Origin of the sequence: Microcoleus anatoxicus, from assembly GCF_042465725.1 — a bacterium.
Taxonomy (GTDB): Bacteria; Cyanobacteriota; Cyanobacteriia; order Cyanobacteriales; family Microcoleaceae; genus Microcoleus; species Microcoleus anatoxicus.
In genome coordinates this window covers 695,479-720,043 of record NZ_CP120853.1, presented here as the reverse complement: position 1 = coordinate 720,043, position 24,565 = coordinate 695,479, and the positions used below count along the sequence as shown (strand labels likewise).

Sequence of the window (24,565 nt, the reverse complement as noted above, 5' to 3'; positions counted from 1 at the left end):
TTATCACGGTTTTCACTCACAAATCGGTAACTCGATCGCCAACTCAGTCCCCTCTCCCAGTGTAGAAATACACCGCAAATTACCACGATGATTTTCCGTGACAATTTGATAGCTAGTTGCTAACCCCATCCCCGTACCTTTTCCAATAGGTTTAGTCGTGAAAAATGGATTGAATATTTTTTCTTGAACTTCGGGAGTCATGCCGCAGCCATTATCCTGAACAGATATATAAATCACATTTTCCGCAGCCAGGGAAGTGGTGATGGTAATTTGACCAATATAATCTAATTGGGCGCTAATTTCTAGATTTTCTTGCCGTTGTTCGATGGCATCAATAGCATTTATCAACAAATTCATAAATACCTGATTTAATAAACCACCATAACATTCAATTAAAGGTAATGCGCCATAATTTTTGGTAATAGAAATTTCCGGTTTTCCCGCCCTACCGTTCAAGCGATTTTGCAAAATCATTAAGGTACTATCCATGTTTTCATGGAGATCTATTTTTTTTAAATCTGCTTCGTCCAAGCGCGAAAAAGTCCGCAGAGACTTGACAATATCTTTAATTCTTGTGGCACCTGTTTTCATGGATGCCAGGAGCTTAGAAAAATCACTAGCCAGATAGTCAAAGTCTATATTTTCGAGAAAATCAGAAATTGCCTCCGGTGGACTCGGATAGTATTTTTGGTAAAGGTGAATTACGTTAATTAATTCGATCGCATAATCACTGGCAGGTTGCAGATTACCATAAATGAAACTAACGGGATTATTAATTTCATGAGCAATTCCTGCCACTAATTGCCCCAAACTAGACATTTTTTCGGCTTGAATTAACTGCGTTTGGGTATGTTGTAACTTGTTGAGGGTGGCGGCTAATTCTTCTGATTGCAGCCGCAGTTGCATGGACGATCGACGCAAGGCTGCTTCCGCCTGCATCCGTTCCATTTCCGCACCGGCACGGGTGGCAAAAATCTTCAAAATAGCTGACTGCATTTCGATATCTTGTACCATGGGTTTAGTGTCTAAAACTACCAATAGTCCCAAACGATTGCCCGTCGCATCTACAATCGGCAAACCAGCATAGCTTTCGGCTTGGAGAGCAACTAAATCATCATCTTTGGGGAACAAGCACTGGACCAGATTTGGGTATCGACACACCTCAGCGATGCGATGGACATTGTGACAGGGTGTGCCACATAGATTGTAGGTAAAATTCTCGCCAAAGTCGTCTCCAGCCCAAAATGCAAGAGTTGTGGCGATGGATTTTTCGGAATCAGTAAATTCAGCAATTAAAGCATAACGGACTTCTAAGGCTTGGGCGAGATATTGAACGCAACTTTTGAAGAATTCTTCCCCTGTTTTCGCCGCCGTACCTTCGACAATTAAGCGGAGAGCTTGTTCTTGACGTTTGCGATCGGTGATATCTCTGGCTACCCAAACCACTCGCTCTTCAGACATGGGAGAAATCCTGGCATCAAACCACAATAAACGATCGCCTATGGGTAAGGAATATTCCAACTGGGTGACGGATTGAGTAATGATGGCTTGGTGAATACCATTGAGGAAAGTATCTGCGAGATTTTGGGGTAAGACTTCGTGAAGAGTTTTGCCTAAAATTTCATCGGAAGGTCGGTATAACACAGTTGATGAACCACCTGCTATTTTGAGATAGCGTCCCTCTGTATTCAGGACAATAATCACATCCTGTATGGCATTAAATAATGCCGTTAACTCTGCTTGAGATGTGGCTAACTTGATTTCAGCTTGTTTGCGATCGCTAATATCAGTGACAGTGCCCACATATCCTTCGATTTCACCCCTACTATCAATCAAAGGTAAAGCTTGACCTAGCACCCAAGCGACACTACCATCGGGCCGCAGAAAGCGGTACTCTGATTGAAATTTTTGTTTAACTAAGGCGCTGTCATACCATTCTTTAAAAACGCGCTCTCGGTCTTGAGGATGGAGAGTCCGATCCCAATTTAGACCCAGGGCTTTTTCCTGAGTTAATCCCGTAGTTTGCGACCAAGTTTGATTCACATAGAGACAGTCACCTTTGGCATCAGTTAAGAACACGCCGATTGGTGATGCTTCTGCTAGGGTTTCATAGCGTTTTTGGCTTTTTTGAATTAGCATTTCCGCTTGTTTGCGATCGCTGATATCAATAATCACTGACCAGATATATTGACTCCCATCCTTACCTGTCACCAATACTCCGAGCAATTCCACGGGCAACAAAGATCCATCCTTGCGGATATACTCTTTTTGGTAAGGGCCGTAACGACCGATGGTGTTGAGCAATTCTAATTGATGGATTTCAGCAGCGGCATACTTTTGAGGGGTTAAATCCAAATAGCTTAAGTGGTTCAATTCCTCAAGAGTATAGCCATAGATGGTTTCGGCGGCGCTATTGACTTCGATGAAACGACCTTGCATATCCTTGAGTGCAATTCCCAGAGGACACAGGTCGAAGAGCGATCGCAGTTTTTCTTCACTCGCTCGTAGAGCATCTTCTGCTTGTTGGCGATCGGTGATATCTTCAGAAATCCCTAATAAGTATTTCGGATTGCCAAGTTCATCGAGAATCGGAATTTTCCTTGTATGCACAATTCGAGTGCCTTGATGACTCGTTTGAATCCGTTCTTCAGGAATATCCAAAACCTGACCGCTGGCCAAGGCTGCTCGATCTTGGGAGCGGATCGAATCGGCTGCGGCTGCTGTAAACAAGTCGTAGTCATTTTTTCCTAGTAATGCGTTTCTGGGATAACCGATTAGTTCTTCGCCAGCTTTGTTTAAACTCACATATTTAAGATCGACGGCATCTTTGACAAATACCATGTTAGGGATATTTTCAATGACTGAGCTGAGGAACTTCTGAACCCGCCAATTTTCTAACTCTGCTTGTTTGCGCTCTGTGATATCCCGTGCGGTGGCATAAATCAAATTTCCACAGGGAGCAGAACGCCATTCCATATATCGATAACTACCATCTTTGGCGCGATAGCGATTAGTGAACTGGGGAATTGGTTTCTGTTGGCTCAAATTAGATATTGCATCTAGAGTTGAGGCGAGATCGTCGGGATGAACCAAATCGAGAAAGAGTTGACCTTCTAGTTCTTGAGTGCTGTAGCCGAGAATTGTTTCCCAAGCGGGATTCAGGCGACGAAAACGGCCGCTGACATCGGCAATGCAGAGCAAATCGATAGCAAGGCTAAAAAACTGTTCGAGTTCTAATTCAGCGGTTTTGCGATCGCTAATATCACAATGAGTGCCAATAAACCGCAAAGGTTTACCTTCAGTATCCCACTCAACCACCAGGCCGCGGTCTAAAATCCACTTGTAAGAACCGTCTTTGCAGCGCAGGCGATGCTCGTTGCGATAGGTAGAAGTTTCGCGGTCAAAGTGTTTGGCAAAATCTGCATAGCATCGAGCTTTATCTTCTGGATGCACCAGCCGATCCCACTCTGCTAAAACATTCGTAATTTCATGTTCTGCATAGCCCAGCATCGCTTTCCACTGCCGAGAAAAGATAACTTCATTCGTTTTGAGGTTCCAATCCCAAGAGCCGTCTCCTGCTCCTTCTATGGCTAATTCCCAGCGGCTGTTGCTTGCTTCTAAAGCGATTTGTACTTGCTTTTCGGCGTGGATATTACGCGCTATTCCCAAACAGGAAACCACTGACCCATCGTGATTTTGCAAGGCGGCTAAATTGGCAGAATGCCAGTAATAATTGCCATCTTTATGCAAAACTCGGTATTCAATTCCCCGCAGTTTCTCACCTTGCAAACAGCGATGCAGGGCTTTTACACAAATTGGTAAATCTGCTGGATAAACCCAAGGAGCAAAAGGCCGATCTAACAATTCAGTTATGTCGTATCCCGTCATATCTTTTAATTGGGGACCCAGATAGCTGAAGGTGCTATCGGGATTGATGACATAAACCAGATCGTTGATATTTTCAATGATGCTGCGGAATTTTTCTTCACTGGTTCGGAGTGCTCGTTCTGTGGCTTTAGTCTCTGTGATATCCCGCATAATTGCGGAAAAGTGTTCTACTGTTCCCTCTTTCGATTTATGAGCTAGGACGACCAAAGAAACCGGGATTTCACCTCCTGTCGGATTTAGTAAAAATGTCTCGCCCCGCCAAGTACCACAGCGGGCGGCTTCGGGTAAGGCTTGATTGAAAATACGATCTAAAACCCACTGGGGATGAGCATTAGAAATTTCGACGGAGGCTATAGCCTCCTCATCGTGATTCAAAAATTTTCGCCAAGCTTGATTGAGGTAAATGGCTTTACCTGTGACATCAGTAGTGGCGATCAAATCTGAGGTGGTTTCTAAAATAGCAAGCAGACGCTGAGTATCAGCTTCGGCAGTTTTGATGTCAGTGATATCTCGAATATAGCCATACCAAATAATACTGCCATCGGCTTCTGGCTGGGGCGTAGAACTACCGCGCAACCACAGCACTCGCCCATCGGGTAAGCAACTTCGATATTCGCAATACCAAGGTGTCAGATGGGTGGCGGAATGGAGAATGGATTGATGGATGCGATCGAGGTCATCCGGGTGGGTTGCTTTAAATACCGCAGAAGCATCTTCGGACGCTTCTTTGGGGGAAACTGCATAAATCTCTTGCAATTTTTCGCTGGCGTAGGGGAAATGGAAACTACCATCAGGGCGCATCCGAAATTGATACAGCACTCCCCCGATGTGGCGCGCAATTTCATCTAGGCGATGATACTCTGGCGGAACATTTGGGCTGGCCAGATCCATCCTAGCCGATCGCACTTGGGCTCTTTCTTGGGCGAGTTGGCGGGTAAGTTCTTCGACTTGTGCTTCTGCTCGTTGGCGTTGTGTGATGTCTCGCATCACTAACAGATGGCTTTGGGGTACAAAGTTTGCCGTCACCGCATATTCTACGGTGCGGATTTCTCCATCAGCCCGCACTAGAGAGAATTCTCCTCGTGCTGTTTCTGGTTGTCGCCATTGTTGCCATAGTTGTGTAAAATCAACTCCAGGCTCAGTAAAATCACTAATAGAGCGTCCGAGGAGTTGATCTCTGTCTTGGCCAAATAATTTACAGGCGGCGGGGTTGAGATCGAGATATCTGCCTTCGTCGTCGGCGATCGCGATCGCATCTAGGACTGTTTCAAACACAGCCTGCGATTGTCTGTATCTGGGTGATAGCAAAGTGCGATCGTCTTCAGTGATTAAGGGATTAATTGGTTGATTCTGTTCTAAGGATTGGGACATAGATTTTAAATTTGGATGTTAAATACGTTCATTGATAGGAATGGCGATCGCAAACTCTGTACCGTGGTCAGGTACTGAATTAACAGTAAGTTTACCACCATGTTTTTCAACGATAATTTGACGGGCGATCGCCAATCCCAACCCGGTACCTTTACCCACCCCTTTCGTAGTAAATAAATGGTCAAATATTCTTTGTTTCACTTCTTCGGTCATCCCTTTACCCCCATCCTTAATCCGAATCACCACTTCGCCATCGGCTGACAATTCCGTAGCGATCATAATTTGCCTAGGTCGAGCTTCAATCTCCTCATAAGTCCGCCCTTGATTGCTCTCATCGATCGCATCGATCGCATTAGCCAACAAATTCATAAACACCTGATTCAACTGCCCCGCATAGCACTCCACCAACGGCAAATCCCCATAGTTAGCGACTACAGGAATTTCGGGACGCAACTCATTAGCCTTGAGACGATGCCGCAGAATCGCCAGCGTACTGTCAATGCCATCATGAATGTTGTAAGGCACAGGGCGATCGGCATCCGCACGAGAAAAAGTGCGCAAACTCTGGCTAATGGCCTTGATGCGATCGGCACCCTCCTTCATCGCCTTCACCAGCTTCGGCAAATCTTGGCGCACATAGTCCAAATCAACCCTCTCCAACTCTGCCACCATCTCAGGATCGGGATTAGGTAGCCTTTGGCGATAGAGCTCAATGACTCCAAACAGAGCAGCAAAATAGTCCTTCACCGCCCCCACATTACCCACAATGCAGCCAATGGGATTATTGATTTCATGAGCCACCCCAGCCACCAAATTGCCCAGAGCCGACATCTTCTCGCTTTGAACAACTTGCAGGTGAGAGCGCTGGAGATCCTCCAGAGCCAAGCTCAGTTCCCTCGTCCGTTCCTGAACCTGCTGCTCCAGAGTCTGAGTCAAATGTCGCAGCTCCAGATGCACCCGCACGCGAGCAATAGTTTCCTGCTGCTCAAAAGGCTTCGTGATGTAATCCACCGCACCCAGCGATAACCCCCTCACCTTGCTAGTAGTATCAGAAAGCGCCGTCATAAAAATAATCGGAATATCAGCAGTCTTCGGATTAGCCTTCAGTCGCAGACAAACCTCAAACCCATCAATTCCCGGCATCTGCACATCCAGCAATATCAGCTCCGGTGGATTTTGTGCAATTTTGCCCAGAGCATCCTCCCCATCCACCGCAATGCGCACCTGCCACCCAACACCGCGCAGCGACTGCGAAATTACCGCCAAATTAGTAGGATTGTCATCCACAACCAAAATAAATCCACCACTCACGATGCCGCCTCCAGATACTCTTGAATGAATGCCCTCAATTTTTTAGCCTGGAAACTTTCAGCAAGTTGGATAGCAGCTTCAGCAAAAGGAGCGTACTGTGGCCCGGACCGAGCCAAATTATGACACTCTTCCTCCACCTTGAAAAGGTCTCCTTCTTCTATCAATTGAGCTAAATATTGCAGAACTTCGATCGCCGGTGGAACCATTGCTGGGGGACTTTCAGAGACTGTTTGATTCAAACTAGGGTTAGCAGATTCATAAATCCATTCCAGTTTTAGCAGTGCTTGCAATTTGTCCAGCAGGATTTCTGCCTGGACTGGCTTAGCCAAAAAACTATTAGCCCCAGCAGCAATGCTTTGGTCTTGGTCCAGCTCAAACACGCTAGCAGAAGACACAATCACCGACAAAGTTTCATAAGCTGGATTTTGGCGCAAATGTTTGAGCATCTCAAAGCCATTGAGAATCGGCATCGCGATATCAGTAATCACCAAATCTGGCCGGCAAACAAGTTGCGCCAAGCCTTCTTTCCCGTCACAGGCTTCGATCATTGTAAAGCCGATCGGCTCCAGCAAATTCACAATTACAGCCCGATTTTCCCATCGGTCATCCACAATTAATATCTTGCGCCTTTCCCCCTGATAGCCGATGATATTTCCGTGGATATTTTTGCGAGAAGCGATCGCCCACTCTGCCGCCTCAGTTAGCTCAACCTCAAACCAAAAGGTACTGCCAACACCGAGCTCGCTTTTTACTTGAAGATGACTGCCCATTAATTCGACAATTTGTTGGCTAATTGATAGCCCTAATCCCGTCCCTTCTGACTGTTTTTTACTACTACCAACTTGCTCAAAAGGCAGAAAAATTTTCTGTAAATGGTCTGTCGCCATCCCCACACCCGTATCTTGAATTACGAACCGAGCCAGAAAGCAACCCGGTGTCTGAGCAGACTCAATATTCACCCTGAAAGTGACACAACCTCGATCGGTAAACTTAATAGCATTACCCAAAAGATTAATCAAAACTTGACGCAACCGCTGCTCATCCGCCCGCACCCCCAGGGGCAACTCACCAGGCTTGTAAATAAAATCAATACCCTTTTGTTCTGCCCGAATCCGACAAATTTCCGCAATCCCCTCAATAAAAGAAGGCAAATGAAAATCGCCTGGGCGAATATCCATTTTGCGAGCCTCAATTTTAGAAAGATCCAGAACATCATTAATTAGAGTCAGGAGATGAGAACCGCATTGATAAATAATGCCAACCCCCTTACTCCCTCGCTCAGTCAGAGGTTCGCTGCGGTGGAGGATTTGGGCATAGCCCAGAATGCCATTGAGGGGAGTTCGCAATTCATGACTCATATTGGCTAGAAAATCACTCTTAGCCTGACTAGCGCTATCAGCCGCGTTTTTCGCTTCAGACAAAACAACAGCCTGTTGACGAGCTTGTTCCAGTAAATCTAAATTTTGCTTAAAAATCCGATTAAAAGTAGCAGCCAGGAAACCAATTTCATTACTAGACATAGACGGCGGGAGGGCAAAGTTCCCCGTTTCCTCACTGAGGATTACCGCTTGACGCAAGCGCTCGATCGGTTGCAAAACCAAGAGGCGAATCAAAACCCCTGTGAGCGCTAATATCGCTCCAATACCAGCCATAAAAACCAACATTGATGCCAGAAAAGTTTGCCAAATACCTCGCTCCATCTGCTCAACATCCAGCATCACAATTGCCAATCCTCGTCTGCCACCAACTTGAAATAAAGTGGTGCTAAAAGGCAACAAACCCACCAGCACAGCCTTGTCTTGCACCTGGAGGCGATCGCTAGTTTCCACCCCAGTGCTAGCAGCCTTCTCCATCACAACTGCCAACTCTGGATGAATTGCCCCATAGGGACGACTGGGGATAAACCCAGAACTATGAGCCATCACCGTGCCATTAGGACGGACGATCGCAATTTCCACCACCGCCGGCAAAGTAGCATAGTTTTGAACCACCCGCTGCAAAGCACTCGTATTTTCAAGCTCAATTAACCCCTCAGTAGCAAACTGCAAACCTTGATTAATAGACGAAGCTCGCTGTTCCACTTGTTTTGCTAAATTAGTCCGAGTCAATTGATAGTTGACTCCCAGTGTAGTTAGCCCGACGGCGACAAGAGACACACCAAGACTACCAAGCAACTGCCTCTGGAAACTGCGCCGCTTGAGCAAGATTGTAGACTTCAAGGTTTCCATCGCTCAATGGCAGCCTTAAGCGGCCGATCGTTAATATCAATATCTTCCCGGATGATTTGACGATGGCGATAATCGGCTTTAAGCAACTGAATAATTTGTCCCTTGGCCGACTCCAAACGGCCACTAAACATCCTTTGATTCATGGTTATATCTCCTTTTTTGAGTCCTGAATAATCTTGCATAAAGGACTCTTTGGTTTGTCCTAATTGCCGAGCTACACTCTCAAAGACTTCGTTGGGTTTGGTTTCTACTGCATGAATTGTATCGAACCATGCTAGGATGAATTGGGTTAATTCTGCTTCATGTTGGGCTGCAAAGCTGCTGCGAGTGGCTAAACCATCAATGACGAGACTATCTACATCTTTAGTAGTAAAAATAATTTTTCCTTTAATGGCTGTGGCTGTTTGACTTAATAGTGGTTCCCAAACGACTGCTGCATCGATTTGACCTTCCTTGAGCTGTTGGACTGCGGTGTCATTGGAAATGTCTTTGATTTTGATGTCGCTTGGTTGCAGATTCTGGGATTTCAAAGCTTCTAACAAAATCAAATGAGTGACTGTCCCCAGCTTAGCTCCTACAGTTTTACCGCGCAAATCCGCCATCGATTTCACCTTTGGTCCAGCCACAATTCCATCGGAACCGTAGGAAATATCCACCGCCATCAAAAAAGCTGGGCGATCGTTCCCAGGGTCTACTTGCATCGCCTCCCACAGCGGTACAAAGCTGGCATCTAAAGACCCCCGAAGGCTGGCGCGGATGTTGTCTTGTTGGTTGTTGAATCGAACTAATTCTACGTTGAGTCCGCGCTTCTTAAATATGCCTGCTTCTTTGGCATAGAGGGCGATCGCGTATCCAGGCCAATTATTCATCCCGACTCGCAAGGATTTCAGGGATAGGTTCTGTTTCCCGACACATCCATGTAGCAACATGGTAGATGCCAGGGTTAGGATAAATAGGCTCATGACGATTGACTGGAATTTGAGCGGGACTAATTTCATATTTTTTTGAGACCTACAACAAGTGATGAAAATCAGGATCGAATGCTATCGATCGACTCTTTAGTTAGTGAATTTTTAAAAAAAATACAGCCCCCACGGCTTGTATTTTATATAGAATATTCACTTTTAAGCAATTTTTGAAAAAACTTGTGGCAGTTAATACCAATTTTTTATGAGGCTGCATAGAATTCGATCCCCCCTAGCCCCCCTTCTTAAGGGGGGGACAAGATTCTGCTCTTTCGTCCCCCTTTCTAAGGGGGATGCGAGGGGGATCGAGATCTGTGCAACGACCCATTAAATTGGTATAAGTTACCATCGGTATTGATTTGAGATTTTTATTTTGGTGTTCCACCGTCTTATGATATCATGAGCAGATATATCAATACTCTTAGCAATCGCAGTATACAAAGTGCGATCGCTAATCCCAATCCTGTACCTTTACCCACCGCTTTCGTAGTAAATAAATGGTCAAATTGCTAATTATAGCTGTCTCTAGGGTGCTGCAAGATGGGAATTTGGATCGCAAATTCTGTGCCGGTTTCCGGGTGGGAAAAGCACTCTAGGGTGCCTTTGTGTTTTTCAATAATGATTTGGTAACTAATTGACATCCCCATTCCCGTGCCTTTGCCTACTGGTTTGGTTGTGAAAAATGGATCGAAAATCTTTTCTTTGATAGGTGATGGAATGCCGATGCCGTTATCGATAATTTGGATATAAACATGGTTAGGTAATTTCATCTTTGTTATGATACAGATGGTACTGGGGTCTTGTTGTTGCTCAGCGAGCGATCGCACCTCGTCTCGTTCTTCCAAGGCATCGATCGCATTGGTAAGAATATTCATGAATACCTGATTCAATTGTCCAGCAAAGCACTGGACTTCAGGTAAATTGCCATAATTTTTGACAATTTGAATTTCCGCACGCCCCGACTTAGCCTTGAGGCGGTTTTGCAAAATCATTAACGTACTCTCAAGGCCATCGTGAATATCCACCGGCTTGAATTCCGATTCATCCAGGCGAGAAAACAAACGGAGGGACTTGACAATTTGGCGGATGCGTTCCGTTCCCACCTTCATGGAACTAAACAACTTGCGTAAATCTAGGCAGAGAAAATTCAAGTCCATGGTTTCTAGTTTCGCCGCGATCGCATCGCTCGGTTGAGGGTATTCTGCTTGGTACAAAGCCAGCAAATCCAGCAAATCTTGGGTATAGTCTCTTGCATGGACTACATTACCGTGAATAAAGTTCACTGGATTGTTAATTTCATGAGCAATTCCCGCAACCAACTGCCCTAAACTAGACATCTTCTCAGCTTGCACCATTTGAGATTGAGTGCGTTGCAGTTCCTTCAGAGCTTGTTGCAGATCCTGACTTTTAGCGCGACTTTCCGCATACAACTCCGCTTGATCGATCGCGATCGCCAATTGATCGCTGACAGCCTTCAACAGTTCCACTTCACTATCCGTCCAAGGACGAACCTGACAGTGATGCAAGCAGATAATCACCCCCATCCGCTGCGAATGAGTGCGCACTGGTAGCAGAATTTCTGACTGACAATTAAGAGTATTCAGAAACCCCCGGTGCACCTCTTCTTCATACAGTGCCACATCGTCAATACGGATAATTTTCAGGTCTAGCAGCAATTGGTCAACAGGCCCAACAAAAGTAGGAGAATAAGACCCTATACCGCTAGCAATATCTGGGAGTCTAGCTTCCTCAACCACTTCCCAGATAGGAGACTCAGGGTCTGAATTGTACCAAGCAAAAGCACACTTATCAATGTCCAAAAAATCTCGAATCGACTGAATAGTCGTAGCAATTACCGCATCCAAATCCAGGGAATTGTGAATCTGACTAACCAACTGATTGAGCAAAGTTTGGCGGTTAGCATAGTCCCTCAGAGCCGCTTCAGCAACCTTGCGATGACTGATATCAAAAGTAGTCCCAATCAACCGATAAACCTTGCCATTACTATCTTTAACCGGATTGTGAGTAGTCACCCACCAAGACTTTTGCCCCTCAAACACCAGACATTCTTCATAAGTGCCAGACTTTTCTGAAGCCAAACATTCTTCCAAGCGTTGACGCTCTAAAGCACCAGCTTCCATACCATAAATTTCTTCGGGAGTTTTGCCGCTAATATCCTGACTGCGCATACCCGATGCTGCTTCGGCCGCAGCATTCCAACCCACATAGCGAAACTGATTATCCGGCAAAACATCGATCGCAAATATCGGCTGATTTGCACCTTCATAAACAGTTCTCAGAAACTGCTCTTGCTCCTGAAGTTTGAGCTCCACAGCATGACGCTCCATTTCCGCCCCCACCCGCGCTGCAAAAAGCTGCAAAATAGACTTAGCAACACTCAGATTGCCCGTCAGCGGCTTAGTATCGAGAATTCCCAGATTACCCATTGCCCTACCGTGGGAATCCACGATCGCAACACCCAAATAACTTTCACAACCCAAAGTAGCCAGCCTATCGGCATCAGGAAACTGCGCCCTAAGTCGATCGGGAAAAACGCCCCAGGTTTCCCGAAACACAACGCTACAGGGCGTTCCTGCCACGTCAAATTCATAAGGTTCCGCAAACCCCTCCCCCGTCCAGAGTGCTAGCATTCTCAACTTACTAAAAGTCCGATCTACCAGTTCCGTAATGAAGGCATACTTGACTTGGCAAATTTCAACCAGATGCTCTACGCAAGCGCGGAAAAATTCACCACTTGTCTTAGAAACAGTCCCTTCAACAATGAAGCGTAGGGCATTTTCTTGCTGTTTGCGATCGCTAATATCCCGTGCAATCGTTGAGAAATACTCAAGTTCTCCCGCTGGCGAGTGATGGGCCAAAATCAGTTGGGAAACAGGAACTTCCCGCCCATCTTTCCCTAAGATAGCTGTCTCGCCCAGCCAACTACCCGATCGCCTAGTTTCCGGTAAAGCCTCGCCGAACATGAGCTGATTCACCCATGCTGGATGGTTGTCACTCAAGCTTCTGTGCGCGATGGCTTCCTCTGGCGGCAGCCCCACCATCTCTCTGGTCGCCCGATTCATATAAAGCACCTGCCCCCTGGAGTCAGCAGTACCCACAAAATCCGAAGTAGCTTCCAAAATTGATAATAACCGAGCCTGCTCTTTTTGATCCCGTTTGCGATCGCTAACATCTCTCACCACCCCAATCATAGAAATAGGCTGCCCCCCTGAATCTCGCAACACATCCCCCTGAGCCTCAATCCAGTGAATTGTGCCATCTGGGAAAATAGTTCGGTACTCAATTTGATAAACCTCTTCCCCATCTAGAGCTCGCTGGAGAGCCCGATTCACAGGTTCTAACTCATCGGGATGCAGCCTCTCCAAAAAAGCCGACAGCGAACCCCCAAAAGTACCCGCTTCTAACCCAAAAACCCTCTCCGCTTCCGCAGTCCAAGTAATCAAATTCGTTGCGACGTCCCAATACCAAACCCCCATTTTCGCAACGCGGAGAGCAAGCTGTAACTGCTGCTGGCTTTCGCGCAAAGCTGTTTGGGTCGTTGTGCGAAAGCCCAAATCACCATCGACAAAGTAGAATTCGCTAATATCGATCGCCGTCACCACCAGCCTATCGATCTGCTGAGAAGGGTTTCGCAGCGGGCTAACTGTCAGCCGCCACCAAACTTCCTCTTCGCTGTGGCAAAAGCGTTCCTCAAAGCAAATGGATTTCCCCGATCGCACGCACTGACTATAGCGCTGGCGGTAAACTTTCGCCATCGCTTCCGGGAGGGCTTCGGTGACAGTCAGGCCCAGCAATTGCTCGACAGGGATCGGGCTAGTGCGGGCGATCGCCGGATTAAAGGCCGCATACCGAAACTCTTGGCCTTGATCCAAAACATCCAGGACCCAAATCCCATAACTCACTTCTTCCCAAAGGTGCTGCCACAATTGAAGCTGATTTGGTGATACAGAAGGTGGTGGGCTTTGCCAATTTAGGTTGGTGGTTTCTAGGGAGTTATCCATGATGAGCGCTTGGTCCGAGGGTTATGGTTTGGTGTTGAACGTGCTATTTTTTGCTGGTGTTTGAGCTGCTGGGCGATCCAACACAGAAAGTAGACTTTATTGTTATATATGCTACTTGAGAAATGAAGAGCGATCGCGAGCAGTTTTGTTGGTGATTGTCCCCACAATTGACCAACTTTCTCTGACTTAACGAGGGCAAAAATCGACGCGGAATTTGGCTGATGCACTCCTTCGCAACGGGCATGGGTAAATCTACAATTTCTCTCCCAGATATCGCAATGTAGCAATCAATACTAAATCTCTCAATCGTGAAAGCTCAAACCCTTGATTTTGCTAAATCATAAGCATTACTTATCACACTAACAATGACTACTGCTTGTCTATCTGCTAATCTTCGATCGCGGTCAACTTCGGTTTTAGTACCTTGGTAAAGTGTTTCTGTTGCTTGGTAGCCCTTCAAAGATAGCTGGTTATTAGAATCGTTTTTCATGGTTTTTTTATAATTCTTTTTGATTTAAAATTGAAAAATTTATCAAAATTTAATTCAGTTATTGGCGCTTATTAACTATTGGCAATCGATGGGTATTTTGATGATAAATTCAGTGCCTTTTCCGAGGAGAGATTTAGTCTGAATGATGCCACCATGTTTTTCGACAATAATTTGACTGGCGATCGCCAATCCTAAACCAGTCCCTTTTCCAACTCCCTTCGTCGTAAATAAGTGGTCGAATATTTTCTGTTGCACTTCCGAACTCATCCCCCTCCCATTATCAGCAATTGTAACTTGTACGTGGCGCTCTACCACAGAAGTTTTAATGGTAATTTGGTTAGGTGTTGCTTCTATTTCCGCAAAACTCCTTCCCGTATTTGATTCATCTAAGGCATCGATCGCATTTGCCAGAATATTCATAAATACCTGATTTAGTTGTCCGGAATAACACTTAACTTCAGGTAGTTTTCCGTACTCAGTGACTACGGCGATCGCCGGACGTTTTTCGTTGGGTTTGAGTCGGTGTTTGAGGATGAGAATGGTGCTGTCAATTCCTTCATGAATATTAAATAATACTTTGTAATCTCGATCGGCGCGGGAGAAAGTTCGTAAACTGGTACTGATATTTTTCAGGCGATCGCAAGCCATAGCCATGGAATTAATGACTTTAGGCAAATCTTCTAAACTATATTCCAATTCGATTTCATCGGCATGATCGAGAAGGGATGCACCGGGATTGGGGACAGTTTCTTGATACAATCTTACGTGTTCGATCAACTCGGCAACGGTGGGTTTGGCTTGTTGGAGGCTGGCGGAAATAAAACCCAGAGGGTTATTCATTTCATGAGCGACTCCGGCGACTAAGTTACCCAGTGCTGACATTTTTTCGCTCTGCACAATTTGTAATTGCGCTTGTTGTAAATCAACCAGGGCTTGTTGGGATTGTTGGTAGAGTCTGGCATTTTCAATGGAGATGGCTGCTTGGGAGGCAAGGACATTGATAATCTGTAGGCGATCGCTCGTAAATACCCCGCTAGTCAGTTGATTTTCTAGGTAAAGAATTCCCGCTAGATGACCTTGATTGAGAATGGGAGTACATAATACACTCTGGGGTTGATGTGTCAACATATATTCCCCAATTAGTCCAGGGATTTCTGTTTGCAGGCGATCCATCAAAACAGTTTCTTGGGTATTTTTAACGTAATTGATAATAGTTATGGGGAGATTTTCACAAGTATCTAGAGGTTGTGAATCAAGCCGAGTTTCGATTTGTTCTGGAGCATTTGTCTGACGAGTAATGGAGGTAATTGCTCGGACTTGCCATGTCCGATCTTGGGGGAGTATCAGTGCTGATTTTTTCGCCCCTGAGTTTTCCAGCAGAATGCGGGTGAGATTTCCCATCAATTCTTCTATTTCGATCGAACTAGAGATGGCTCGCGCTGCTTTGAGCACGGAGGTAAAGTCTAGTGCATCGGATATGGTACTGCTGCTGTGAGTGGTGGAAATTAAGGTCCGGCTAACGGTGGCGATTGTTTCTCTTGGATGGAAGTTGAGTTGTCGTTGGTGCAGGATTGGTTGTAGCAGTTGGGGATAGCGTTTTTCCAAGTCGTCGGTTTTGGTTTGGGATCCCCAACGGGCGTAGCAGTAGTAGGCTTCTTGCATATATCCGGCGGCGAGTTTTTCTTTGCCCCAATTTAGGTAGAATTTGGCTGCGAGTTCGTTGGCTAGGGCTTCTTCATTGAGATATTGGTTTTCTTTGGCTCCCGAAATAGCGCGATCGTACAATTCGATCGCCTCGGCTTTATTACCCAAGACTCGATGTTGTTCCGCTGCAACTAAATCAAACTTGTGGAGAAAGTTTGCTGGAGAATATTGAGCCCATGCCTGCATTTTTTGCTGATTTTCTGCCACCTGTGTCAAATTGGGCGATCGCCCAACATCCCCCCTAGCAGATTGCGGCTCCATCGGGGTCAAAAAATCCTGCCCCAGCAGAGAAAGTGAATAATAAAAATTATGGGCCGCCAGCATGGGTAAACCCAAGGCTGCTTCTTGGCTAGCAACGGCTTTCGAGGCACTCTCACAGGCGCAGTTATAATCTTCTAATATGTAGAACCAAATTAGCTTTGCCACATGAAAAGAAAATAATGACTGATGGCTTTGATTCGCTTCTAAATAAGATAAAATTTGTTGTTCATGAAAAAAATCTGCGCTCGAATCTAACTGATTTTCCACAGATTTTTGCAAATTCATACTGAGTTGCAACCAGATTTTACAATCGTAGATGGAATGTTCTTGCTTCAGTTTTAATGCCAAACTAAAATAGCTATTTTGATGGCTAACTAACACTTCCAAATGTTCTCCACTCAAAAACAAGTAGTTTAAGTATGCCAGAATACAGTAACTACTATGTTCAATATCACCGACTTCGATTCCAGCCAAAATCCCCGCTTTTAATGCCAATAATGACACTCCGATATGCTCGTGACACGGAGCGACAAACACTCCAAATACCAAATTTACTTTGGATACAATTTCTTTAGCATTATATTTTTCTAAGATACTTAAACCTAATTTACCAGCCGCATTAGCTGCTACCACGTCTTGTTTGACCGACCACAAATACAAGCCATAGAGTTCACAAGCATAGGCCGCTAATTCTGAATAACCAAAGCGCTCGCAAAGATTCATCATAGCTTGCACAATTCCCGGAAATAATTCAGGTTGCGTGCGATGAACTGGAGGTGTAATTGCGATCAAAATTCTGAAAGCTGCCAGTTGGTAGGGATCGGTCATTTGGGGAACTTGAGCCAATTCTGTGACAGCAGGGAGTTGAAAGTTCATGCTTTGGGCCTCTGTTTGGCTCAATAAAATCACTCCTAACTTCGACAGCAACTCCACTCCTTTTTTAATGGCTGTCAGCAGTTTACCTTCAGCAATATAAATCTGCACCACAAGTTCCGAAGATTTGAGCTGTTCTAATAAACTGGCTGTATTTTGCAAAATTATTTGGGCAAAATTTCTCGCCTCATCAAAGTTAGTATTGAGATATTCCACTTCTGCGCTTTGCTCGTGCAGCGCTAGGGTCAATTCGTGCTCAGTGTGCCAACTATCAACCGCCAGCAGTGTTAAACCAGCCCTCAAATAAGCGATCGCCGCTGCATAAGCCGTTGCTATCTTAGCTTTGCGTCCAGCCATCAGATTCAATTGAGCCAGTCGATCCCGCTCCACCTCCGCAGTTATCAACTCCGCTCCCATATTCAATTGATTGACAATTTCAAAAATCCTCTGTTCTTGTTGTTGAGCCGAGGTATTTGCCAACAACAGTTGCCCAATTTTTAAGTGAGTTTCCTGCTTTTGGCGATCGGGAATTAAGGAATAAGCCGCTTGTTGTACCCGGTCATGTAAAAATTTATAAGTAATAGTCAATTCTGCGGAATTATTAAAATTTTCTGAGACCGCTGATTTAGCTTGATAAAATTTATAAATTTCGCTGTTAGGAATTACTAAGCCTTCCTGTAAAGCTGCCCACAAATCGGTCGCAGCATCCGTTGGGGATTTTTCAGCGACGATGGCCAAGGTTCCTAGATCGAATTGGTTCCCAATCGCCGCTGCTAGTTTCAGTATTGACTGGGTTTCAGGTGGCAATTTTTGCAATTGTCCTGCCATGAACTCGACTACATCATCCGTTAATGCCAACTCTTTGATCTGAGCAATCTTACATTGCCACCCCACCCTCTGTCCCCCTTTAGTGTTGGTTAGAGGGGTAAAGGTAATCAAACCATCCCCATGCAATACCTTGACAAACTGGGTGGTGAAAAAGGGATTACCCAGGGTTTTTTGATACACCAAATCGGTGAGGGGTTGTGCGATCGCTACCGAACAGTGGAGGGTATCGGCAATCAGGTGATTGATATCCGATTGATTGAGGGGTGCTAGGGTGATAGTGTTGACTGTTGCCTTGGCTTTGCGAATTTCCTCTAAGGTCAACATTAAGGGATGTGCGGGGAAAATTTCGCGATCGCGATAAGCTCCAATCAGCAGTAGATGCCTAGTATCAGTTTCAGTCATCAGCAATTTGAGTAAATTCATAGATGCTGAATCCGTCCACTGCAAGTCATCTAAAAAAATTACCAAGGGATGCTCTTTGGTACTCAGAAGTTTAATGAATTTTTGAAACAGTAAATTGAAGCGATTTTGAGCTGCTGTGCCAATAAGTTCGACGACAGGTGGTTGTTTACCAATAATTTTTTCTAATTCGGGAATCACTTCAATAATTAGTTGGGCATTATCACCCAAGGCTGCTAAAATTTTGTGTTTCCACGCTTGTAATTGAACGTCTGTTTCACTGAGGATTTGCCCCATTAAATCTCGAAAGGCTTGCACAAAGGCAGAAAGTGGAATATTGCGCTGGAATTGATCGTATTTGCCTTTAATGAAATAGCCTCGCTGTCTGACAATCGGCTTATGAACTTCATTAACCACCGCCGTTTTACCGATACCAGAGCAGCCCGCTACCAGTATCAGTTCACTGCCGGATAAATGGGAACCCTCGCCGCCCCCATTAATAACCTGAGCTTGAGAAGACTCCCTTATTAAGGGTAGTTGAGGGGGTTTTCCTGATGCAATCCGTTCAAATGCAGCGAGTATTGTTTGGACTTCTAATTCCCGTCCGTAGAGTTTTTCTGGAATTATAAATCGGTCGGTAACATCCTGTTTCCCTATTGGGAAAAACTCTATTTTGCCCGTTTCTTGTAATTGCAATTGACAGTTTTCTAGGTCTTGTTTCAGTCCTAATGCACTCTGATAGCGGTCTTCGGCATTTTTTGCCATCAGTTTACTGACAATTTCTGATAAAACTAGCGGAATTTCTGGATTTAGTTCATGGATCGGCATCGACTGTTTAGCTAGATGACAATGCACCAATTCCATCGGATCGTCTGATACAAAAGGTAAAGTACCTGTCAACAATTCATAGAAGGTAACACCTAGGGAATAAAAGTCGCTACGGTAGTCAATGCCGCGATTCATTCTCCCGGTTTGTTCTGGAGAAATATAGGCTAATGTTCCTTCGAGGACGTTGGGATTCAGAATTTCTTGGGTTTCTCTCGGCAATAGTGAAGCGATACTAAAATCAATGAGTTTGACTTTGGTTGTTTGGGGATTAATTAAAATATTGGCGGGTTTGATGTCTTTATGAATTACTCGTTTTTGGTAGAGATAGTGAAGAATATCAGCTAGTTGTAGAGCTAGGTTAATAAATTCTGTTAAAGATAAATATTTATTAGGTTGATTTTGATCGATTGGTGCTTTAAGATAAGTAGAGAGGGAGACTCCGCCAAAGTCTTCCATGACTAGGGCATAGCTATTGTTGTATATTTCTAGGGTCAGGGGTTTAATGATGCTAGGAAGATTGAGATTTTTGGCAATGGTGTACTGGTTGCGAAAACCCAGGATCTCGTTGAAGTTGGGGTATTCGTTGCGCAGTAGTTTGATGACGACTGGATGGCGATCGCTAGTACGGATTGCTCGATAGACTAGGGTTCGAGTACCTGTATAAAGTTGCTCTGTAATCTGATAACCCAATACATTTGTTACATCCATAGCTCCTTCCTCTTCTATTACACAACAGTAGAATTAGAACCTGCGGTTCCATTCCATTCTATTTTATTATTTAATAGGGATAGTGATCTAAAACACTGTTGCGTAAGTTGTGATGGTATCAGAAAAGAATAATTTATAATTTTTAACCGCAGATACACGCAGGTATACGCAGATATAGAGTGGGAATTATCTACGTATACCTGGTGTATTTGCGTATATTTGCGGTTTTATGCGGCTTTATTCCCCGTAGTGACCACCAGCAACCTTACCCCGAAACACCACATAATTGTAGATGTTGTAGAAAATCATAATCGGGATCAGAAAGCCAATAAACACAATCATAAATACCAGGGCGCTGGGAGCCGCCGCCGCTTGATAAATCGTGAGTTGCGTGGGAATTATGTACGGAAAAACAATCAATCCCAAGCCGATGAAAGTGAGCAAGAAAATCAAAATTGTCCAGACAAACGGCGTGCGTTCTTCTTTCCGTTCTAGACTTCTTAGCAAGAGTCCAACTAGCAACAATCCCAGCACAGGAATCGTCGCAAAGACATAAACTAGCGGTTTCTCGAACAACCTGGATCTAGCACTTTCATAAAAAATGGGAGTGGCGATGGTAATCAAAATGGCTCCAATTAACGTCGTCACCGCAGCAATTTTAGCAGTGCGATAGTGAGTTGTTTGCAGTTCCCCATCTGTTTTCACGATCAGATAGGTAGAACCAATCAAAACGTAACCTTGAACTAAAGTCAAAGCCACTAAGATCGATCGCCAATCCAGCCAATCCCAAGTAGTACCCACAAAGTGACCTGCTTCATCAACTGCAATGCCTTCGAGCACCGCACCGAGGGCAAATCCTTGAGCTAAAGCAGCCAAAAAACTACCGGCCCCGAAGGCATAATTCCAGAATAACTTCCGATTAGAATGCTCTCGAAATTCAAAGGCTACAGCCCGAAATATCAACCCAAAAAGCATCATACAAATGGGTATGTACAAGGCAGTTAAAATCGTGCCATAAGCTAGGGGAAAAGCCCCAAATAAAGCGCCTCCCATCAAAACCAACCAAGTTTCGTTAGCATCCCAAACGTTGCCCAAACTGGTCATTAAAATACCCCTACGCTCGTCATCGTCAGCAGTCAGAGACAGGATTCCTACTCCTAAGTCAAAACCGTCTAGCATGACATAGAGTAATAGAAATAGACCCAAAATTACGAACCAGACTTGCGGGAGAAAATGCTCCAAAGCTTGCATAAAATCTCCTATTGTTGTGCTTCTGCGGGACGTCGATCGGGAATGTGTTCTGCGGGTTCAGTTTCGATGGCTGGTTGATTGTCTAAACCAGGCACTGGCAGATTTAGATTAGGCCCTTTGCGGATAATGCGGCTGCCAAAATACATGGCACAAACAAACAAAAAACTGTAAATAACTGCAAAGAAACTGAGGGAAGTTAAAACATTACTAGCGGGGATGTTTGACACCGCATCAGCCGTGCGAATTTGTCCGTATAAAACCCAAGGTTGTCTACCAACACAGCGCACTATCCAACCCGATTCTACAGCTATATAGCCCAGGGGCGCTGCTAATACCCAAGCGCGCATTAGCCAAGGTTGACTGCTAATATTTTCAGCGGAAAGTTTGCCTCGACTCCACTGAATTGTACTGAATAGCATTAATCCTACAAACAAGAATCCAATGCCGGACATAATACGGAAACAATAGTAGATTAAACCTACCATTTTGGGTCTATTTTCTGGCTGCCATTCTTTTAATCCTAGGACTGGTTCGGAGAGCTTTTGTTTGAATTCTAGAACGTATCCCAAGCCATTGGGAACTTTGATTTCCCAGTCATTTTTTTGGGCTTTTTCATTAGGAAGAGCCATTAAAGTCCAATCGGCGGAACTTCCGGCTGGGGAGGTTTCCCACTTAGCTTCGATGGCTGCTAATTTTGTGGGCTGATAGTGATAGACTTGTTCGGCGCTCAAATGTCCGATGAATATCTGTAAAGGTGCAACGGCGATCGCGGTAGCTATGGCAATCTTTAAAGATTTGGAAAAAAAGGCTTCGTTGCGCTGATTCAGAATGTACCAAGCGCTAATTCCTCCAATGACAAACAGCGAAGTTTCTAGCGTCGCAAAAAACATATGGAGAATGCTGTTTAAGGCGAAGGGGTTCATGATTGCTTGGAAGTAATCGGTGACAACAAACTTGCCGTTAACCATTTCTCCGCCGGCGGGTGTTTGCAGCCAAGAGTTAGCGACGAGAATCCAGACTGTTGATAGGTTTGCGCCGAAGGCTACCATGATTGTAGCAATGTAGTGGACGATCGGGTGAACGCGCCCCCAACCAAACAGCATAATTCCTAAAAAGCCGGCTTCTAGCATAAAAGCCATGGAAGCTTCAAAGCCTAAAATACTGCCAAAAAAGTCACCAACTGCTTCGGAAAATGGTGCCCAATTTGTGCCGAATTGAAACTCCATGGGAATGCCCGAAGCTACTCCAATGCCGAAGTTTAAGACATAGAGTTGAGACCAAAAACGAGCATGATGGTAATAGTCAGGATTGCGAGTTTTCAGCCACATTCCTTCAACAATTACCAGATAAATTCCCATTCCCGTAGTGAGAACTGGCCACAGCATATGAAATATAGCGGTTAGCGCAAATTGCATTCGCGATAGCGCTACGGTGTTAGATAAGATATCCATGTTTTTTTTGTATCCTTTGGTCAGTTCAATAGGGATTTGTTTGCACAATTCCTGGAATTGACATTAACTACAGTGTAATGTAATAATTTAGGATATTTTTTGGAGTCAGCAACTTTTAAGGTTTTATACAGATTTGGGTTGTATTTTATTGGGTTTTAAAATATAGAGGTAGATGAGGGTTTGCTGTTGGGTGGGGGCGGGTTTAGGCAATTATGGTTGGTAAAACCCGCCCCTACAAGATTTATGTTGATTGATGCGGAGACTATCTTACCGAACGGTGACTTTATAAGTCAGTTTAAAGGGTTTAAAATTAGCTGCTGTTTTCGCCGCTCCGCTCAGTTGTAATTCGTAAATCCCGGCCTTGGGAAATACAATATCAGCTCCGGGAATGCCTTTGTAACGCTCGGCAGATACTGCTTTTAAGGGGGGTTCAATCAGCGGCTTATCCCCCTCTTTACGATTTTTTGGATAAACGGCTAAGTTGCAATTACACTGCTCTAACGGGATAATTTGCCCCCCCCTGCGAGTCAGTGCAAACCAGACTTTCGCGGTCTCTCCAGCGCGGGGATTGTGGTTTGGTTCTAGGTGAAAGGTAGCGGCGACATCTCCTGATACTTCGACTTCGTGGGCTAAAACTGAAGTTGAGTTTAACGGCGGTATGGGAAATATTCCTGTTTCTACTAGCAATCCTAATAAAACTAACAATCCTAAACTTTTACTTTTGTTTGACAGGGTAAACATAGAAATTATCCAGAGATAAAAGTGACCAAAATAAGCGCGATCGCACCAACATAACTAATAGCGTAACCACCGCTAACACGGCTGTCAACAGTTGATTGTGCAATTTCCATTCAAAGCCGCCGAGATAGTGGGAACCGATGAGTGCAGCGTGAATAGCGCACAGCAAAAAAGCGGGAACAGTTAACAGGTGAATTTGCCGCCATAGTTTGCCTAGATAGTCTTGAAGGCGATCGCAACTTGTAACCGCCGCCGGTATCATTAACAGTAGCGCCAGTATCCCAGCTATCATCCCTAACTGATGCTGTGGCAACATAAAAGATAGGGCGTCAAAATTCCATTGCAGGGTATGATCTAGCATATGAAATGTGTGGGCAAAGGCGATCGCAAACCCTCCAACACCCAAAGCTCTACGATAGCGCAAAAGTGGGGCGAAAAACTGACTAACCGGACGCGCAATCAGTGCTAGCATCAAGCATAGTAGGGATGCGTGGCCCGTAACATCAACCATTTCATCGGTTCGCAACAGAGTAATTATGCCGATCGCCATTGTCACCCAACCACCAGCGCGAAAGAGTTGACTGCGTTTGTGGGCGCTGAATCTACTAGCAAAAAACCCGACTCCCAGCATAGTTGGTAGTGTACCCATTCCAAATGCAAACATCGTTGCGGCACCCAAAATTGGGTTTCCGGTTTCTGCGGCTTTTATTTGTGCTGCATACAGGAAACCGCAGGGAATTAAACCCCAAAGCAAACCCAAAGCCCATGGTATCCACCAACTTTTTTGAGTAGAAATCTTAGTCATTGCATGACTGATGCGATGGTGGGAAATTGGGTGCAATAATGGCAAACGTGGCAGTAAATCTGGTTTAATTTGTACTAATCCAAACCAAATTAGCATAGTACCAGTAAGAAGTGCGATCGCCCGTCGCCCTCCGCTACCAATCCCAGCCATTTGTCCCCCAGCAATTAATACCGAACCTACTCCACCAATGGCTGCCCCAACTAAGGCATAGGCAAAAATTCTGCCCAAATTTAAGAGTAAATTAAAGCGGAAAGAAGCTAATTTATCTTTGGGGTTAATGGACAAGGAAAATGCCACTGTCAGCGGGCCACACATTCCAGCGCAGTGTCCAAAACTGCCGATAAATCCTAAGATACTGATTAGTAGGAGTTCTAGCATGGTGAGGGAGTAGTTAGTAGTAATTATTCATCTCTTCCTTGGGCAATAAAATTTCTTCATGATTCC

11 protein-coding genes are annotated in these 24,565 nt (G+C 44.9%); all 11 read right to left on the bottom strand.

Translation table 11 applies throughout. From position 1 onward, the window contains the following. Nucleotides 1–12: 12 nt before the first annotated feature. Nucleotides 13–5,259 carry a PAS domain S-box protein gene (locus P2A85_RS03030; protein ID WP_377477452.1) on the bottom strand — a complete coding sequence of 1,749 codons (5,247 nt, stop codon included), beginning with the start codon at nt 5,257–5,259 and terminating at the stop codon, nt 13–15. Nucleotides 5,260–5,277: 18 nt separating this feature from the next. Next, nucleotides 5,278–6,573: a sensor histidine kinase gene (locus P2A85_RS03025; RefSeq protein WP_377481272.1), complete on the bottom strand. Its 1,296-nt coding sequence runs from the start codon at nt 6,571–6,573 to the stop codon at nt 5,278–5,280. Continuing rightward, on the bottom strand, nt 6,567–8,789 hold the full coding sequence (locus P2A85_RS03020; protein ID WP_377477451.1) for an ATP-binding protein: 2,223 nt from the start codon (nt 8,787–8,789) through the stop codon (nt 6,567–6,569). Before P2A85_RS03020 ends, P2A85_RS03025 begins: the two co-directional genes overlap by 7 nt. Further along, a complete protein-coding gene (locus P2A85_RS03015) occupies nt 8,786–9,727 on the bottom strand; it encodes an ABC transporter substrate-binding protein (RefSeq protein ID WP_377481269.1) in 942 nt (313 codons plus the stop codon). The genes P2A85_RS03020 and P2A85_RS03015 overlap by 4 nt, the downstream gene beginning before the upstream one ends. Nucleotides 9,728–10,272: 545 nt before the next feature. Next, nucleotides 10,273–13,785 carry a PAS domain S-box protein gene (locus tag P2A85_RS03010; protein WP_377477450.1) on the bottom strand — a complete coding sequence of 1,171 codons (3,513 nt, stop codon included), beginning with the start codon at nt 13,783–13,785 and terminating at the stop codon, nt 10,273–10,275. Nucleotides 13,786–14,101: 316 nt separating this feature from the next. Beyond that, the gene (locus P2A85_RS03005) at nt 14,102–14,275 is read right to left on the bottom strand and encodes a hypothetical protein (protein WP_377477448.1); all 174 of its coding nucleotides are present in this window, start codon (nt 14,273–14,275) and stop codon (nt 14,102–14,104) included. Between the two features lie 75 nt (nt 14,276–14,350). Further along, on the bottom strand, nt 14,351–19,876 hold the full coding sequence (locus tag P2A85_RS03000; RefSeq protein WP_377477447.1) for an AAA family ATPase: 5,526 nt from the start codon (nt 19,874–19,876) through the stop codon (nt 14,351–14,353). 237 nt (nt 19,877–20,113) lie between these two features. Further along, nucleotides 20,114–21,127 (bottom strand): cytochrome d ubiquinol oxidase subunit II, encoded by a 1,014-nt coding sequence (cydB, locus tag P2A85_RS02995; protein WP_377477446.1) that lies wholly within the window; start codon nt 21,125–21,127, stop codon nt 20,114–20,116. Nucleotides 21,128–21,135: 8 nt separating this feature from the next. Continuing rightward, the gene (locus P2A85_RS02990; RefSeq protein WP_377477444.1) at nt 21,136–22,578 is read right to left on the bottom strand and encodes a cytochrome ubiquinol oxidase subunit I; all 1,443 of its coding nucleotides are present in this window, start codon (nt 22,576–22,578) and stop codon (nt 21,136–21,138) included. 267 nt (nt 22,579–22,845) lie between these two features. Then, nucleotides 22,846–23,319, bottom strand: a complete 474-nt coding sequence (locus P2A85_RS02985; protein ID WP_377477442.1) for a hypothetical protein — start codon at nt 23,317–23,319, stop codon at nt 22,846–22,848. After that, entirely contained in the window at nt 23,294–24,499 is a 1,206-nt protein-coding gene (locus P2A85_RS02980; protein ID WP_377477440.1) for a sulfite exporter TauE/SafE family protein, read from the bottom strand. The genes P2A85_RS02985 and P2A85_RS02980 overlap by 26 nt, the downstream gene beginning before the upstream one ends. Between the last annotated feature and the right edge of the window lie 66 nt (nt 24,500–24,565).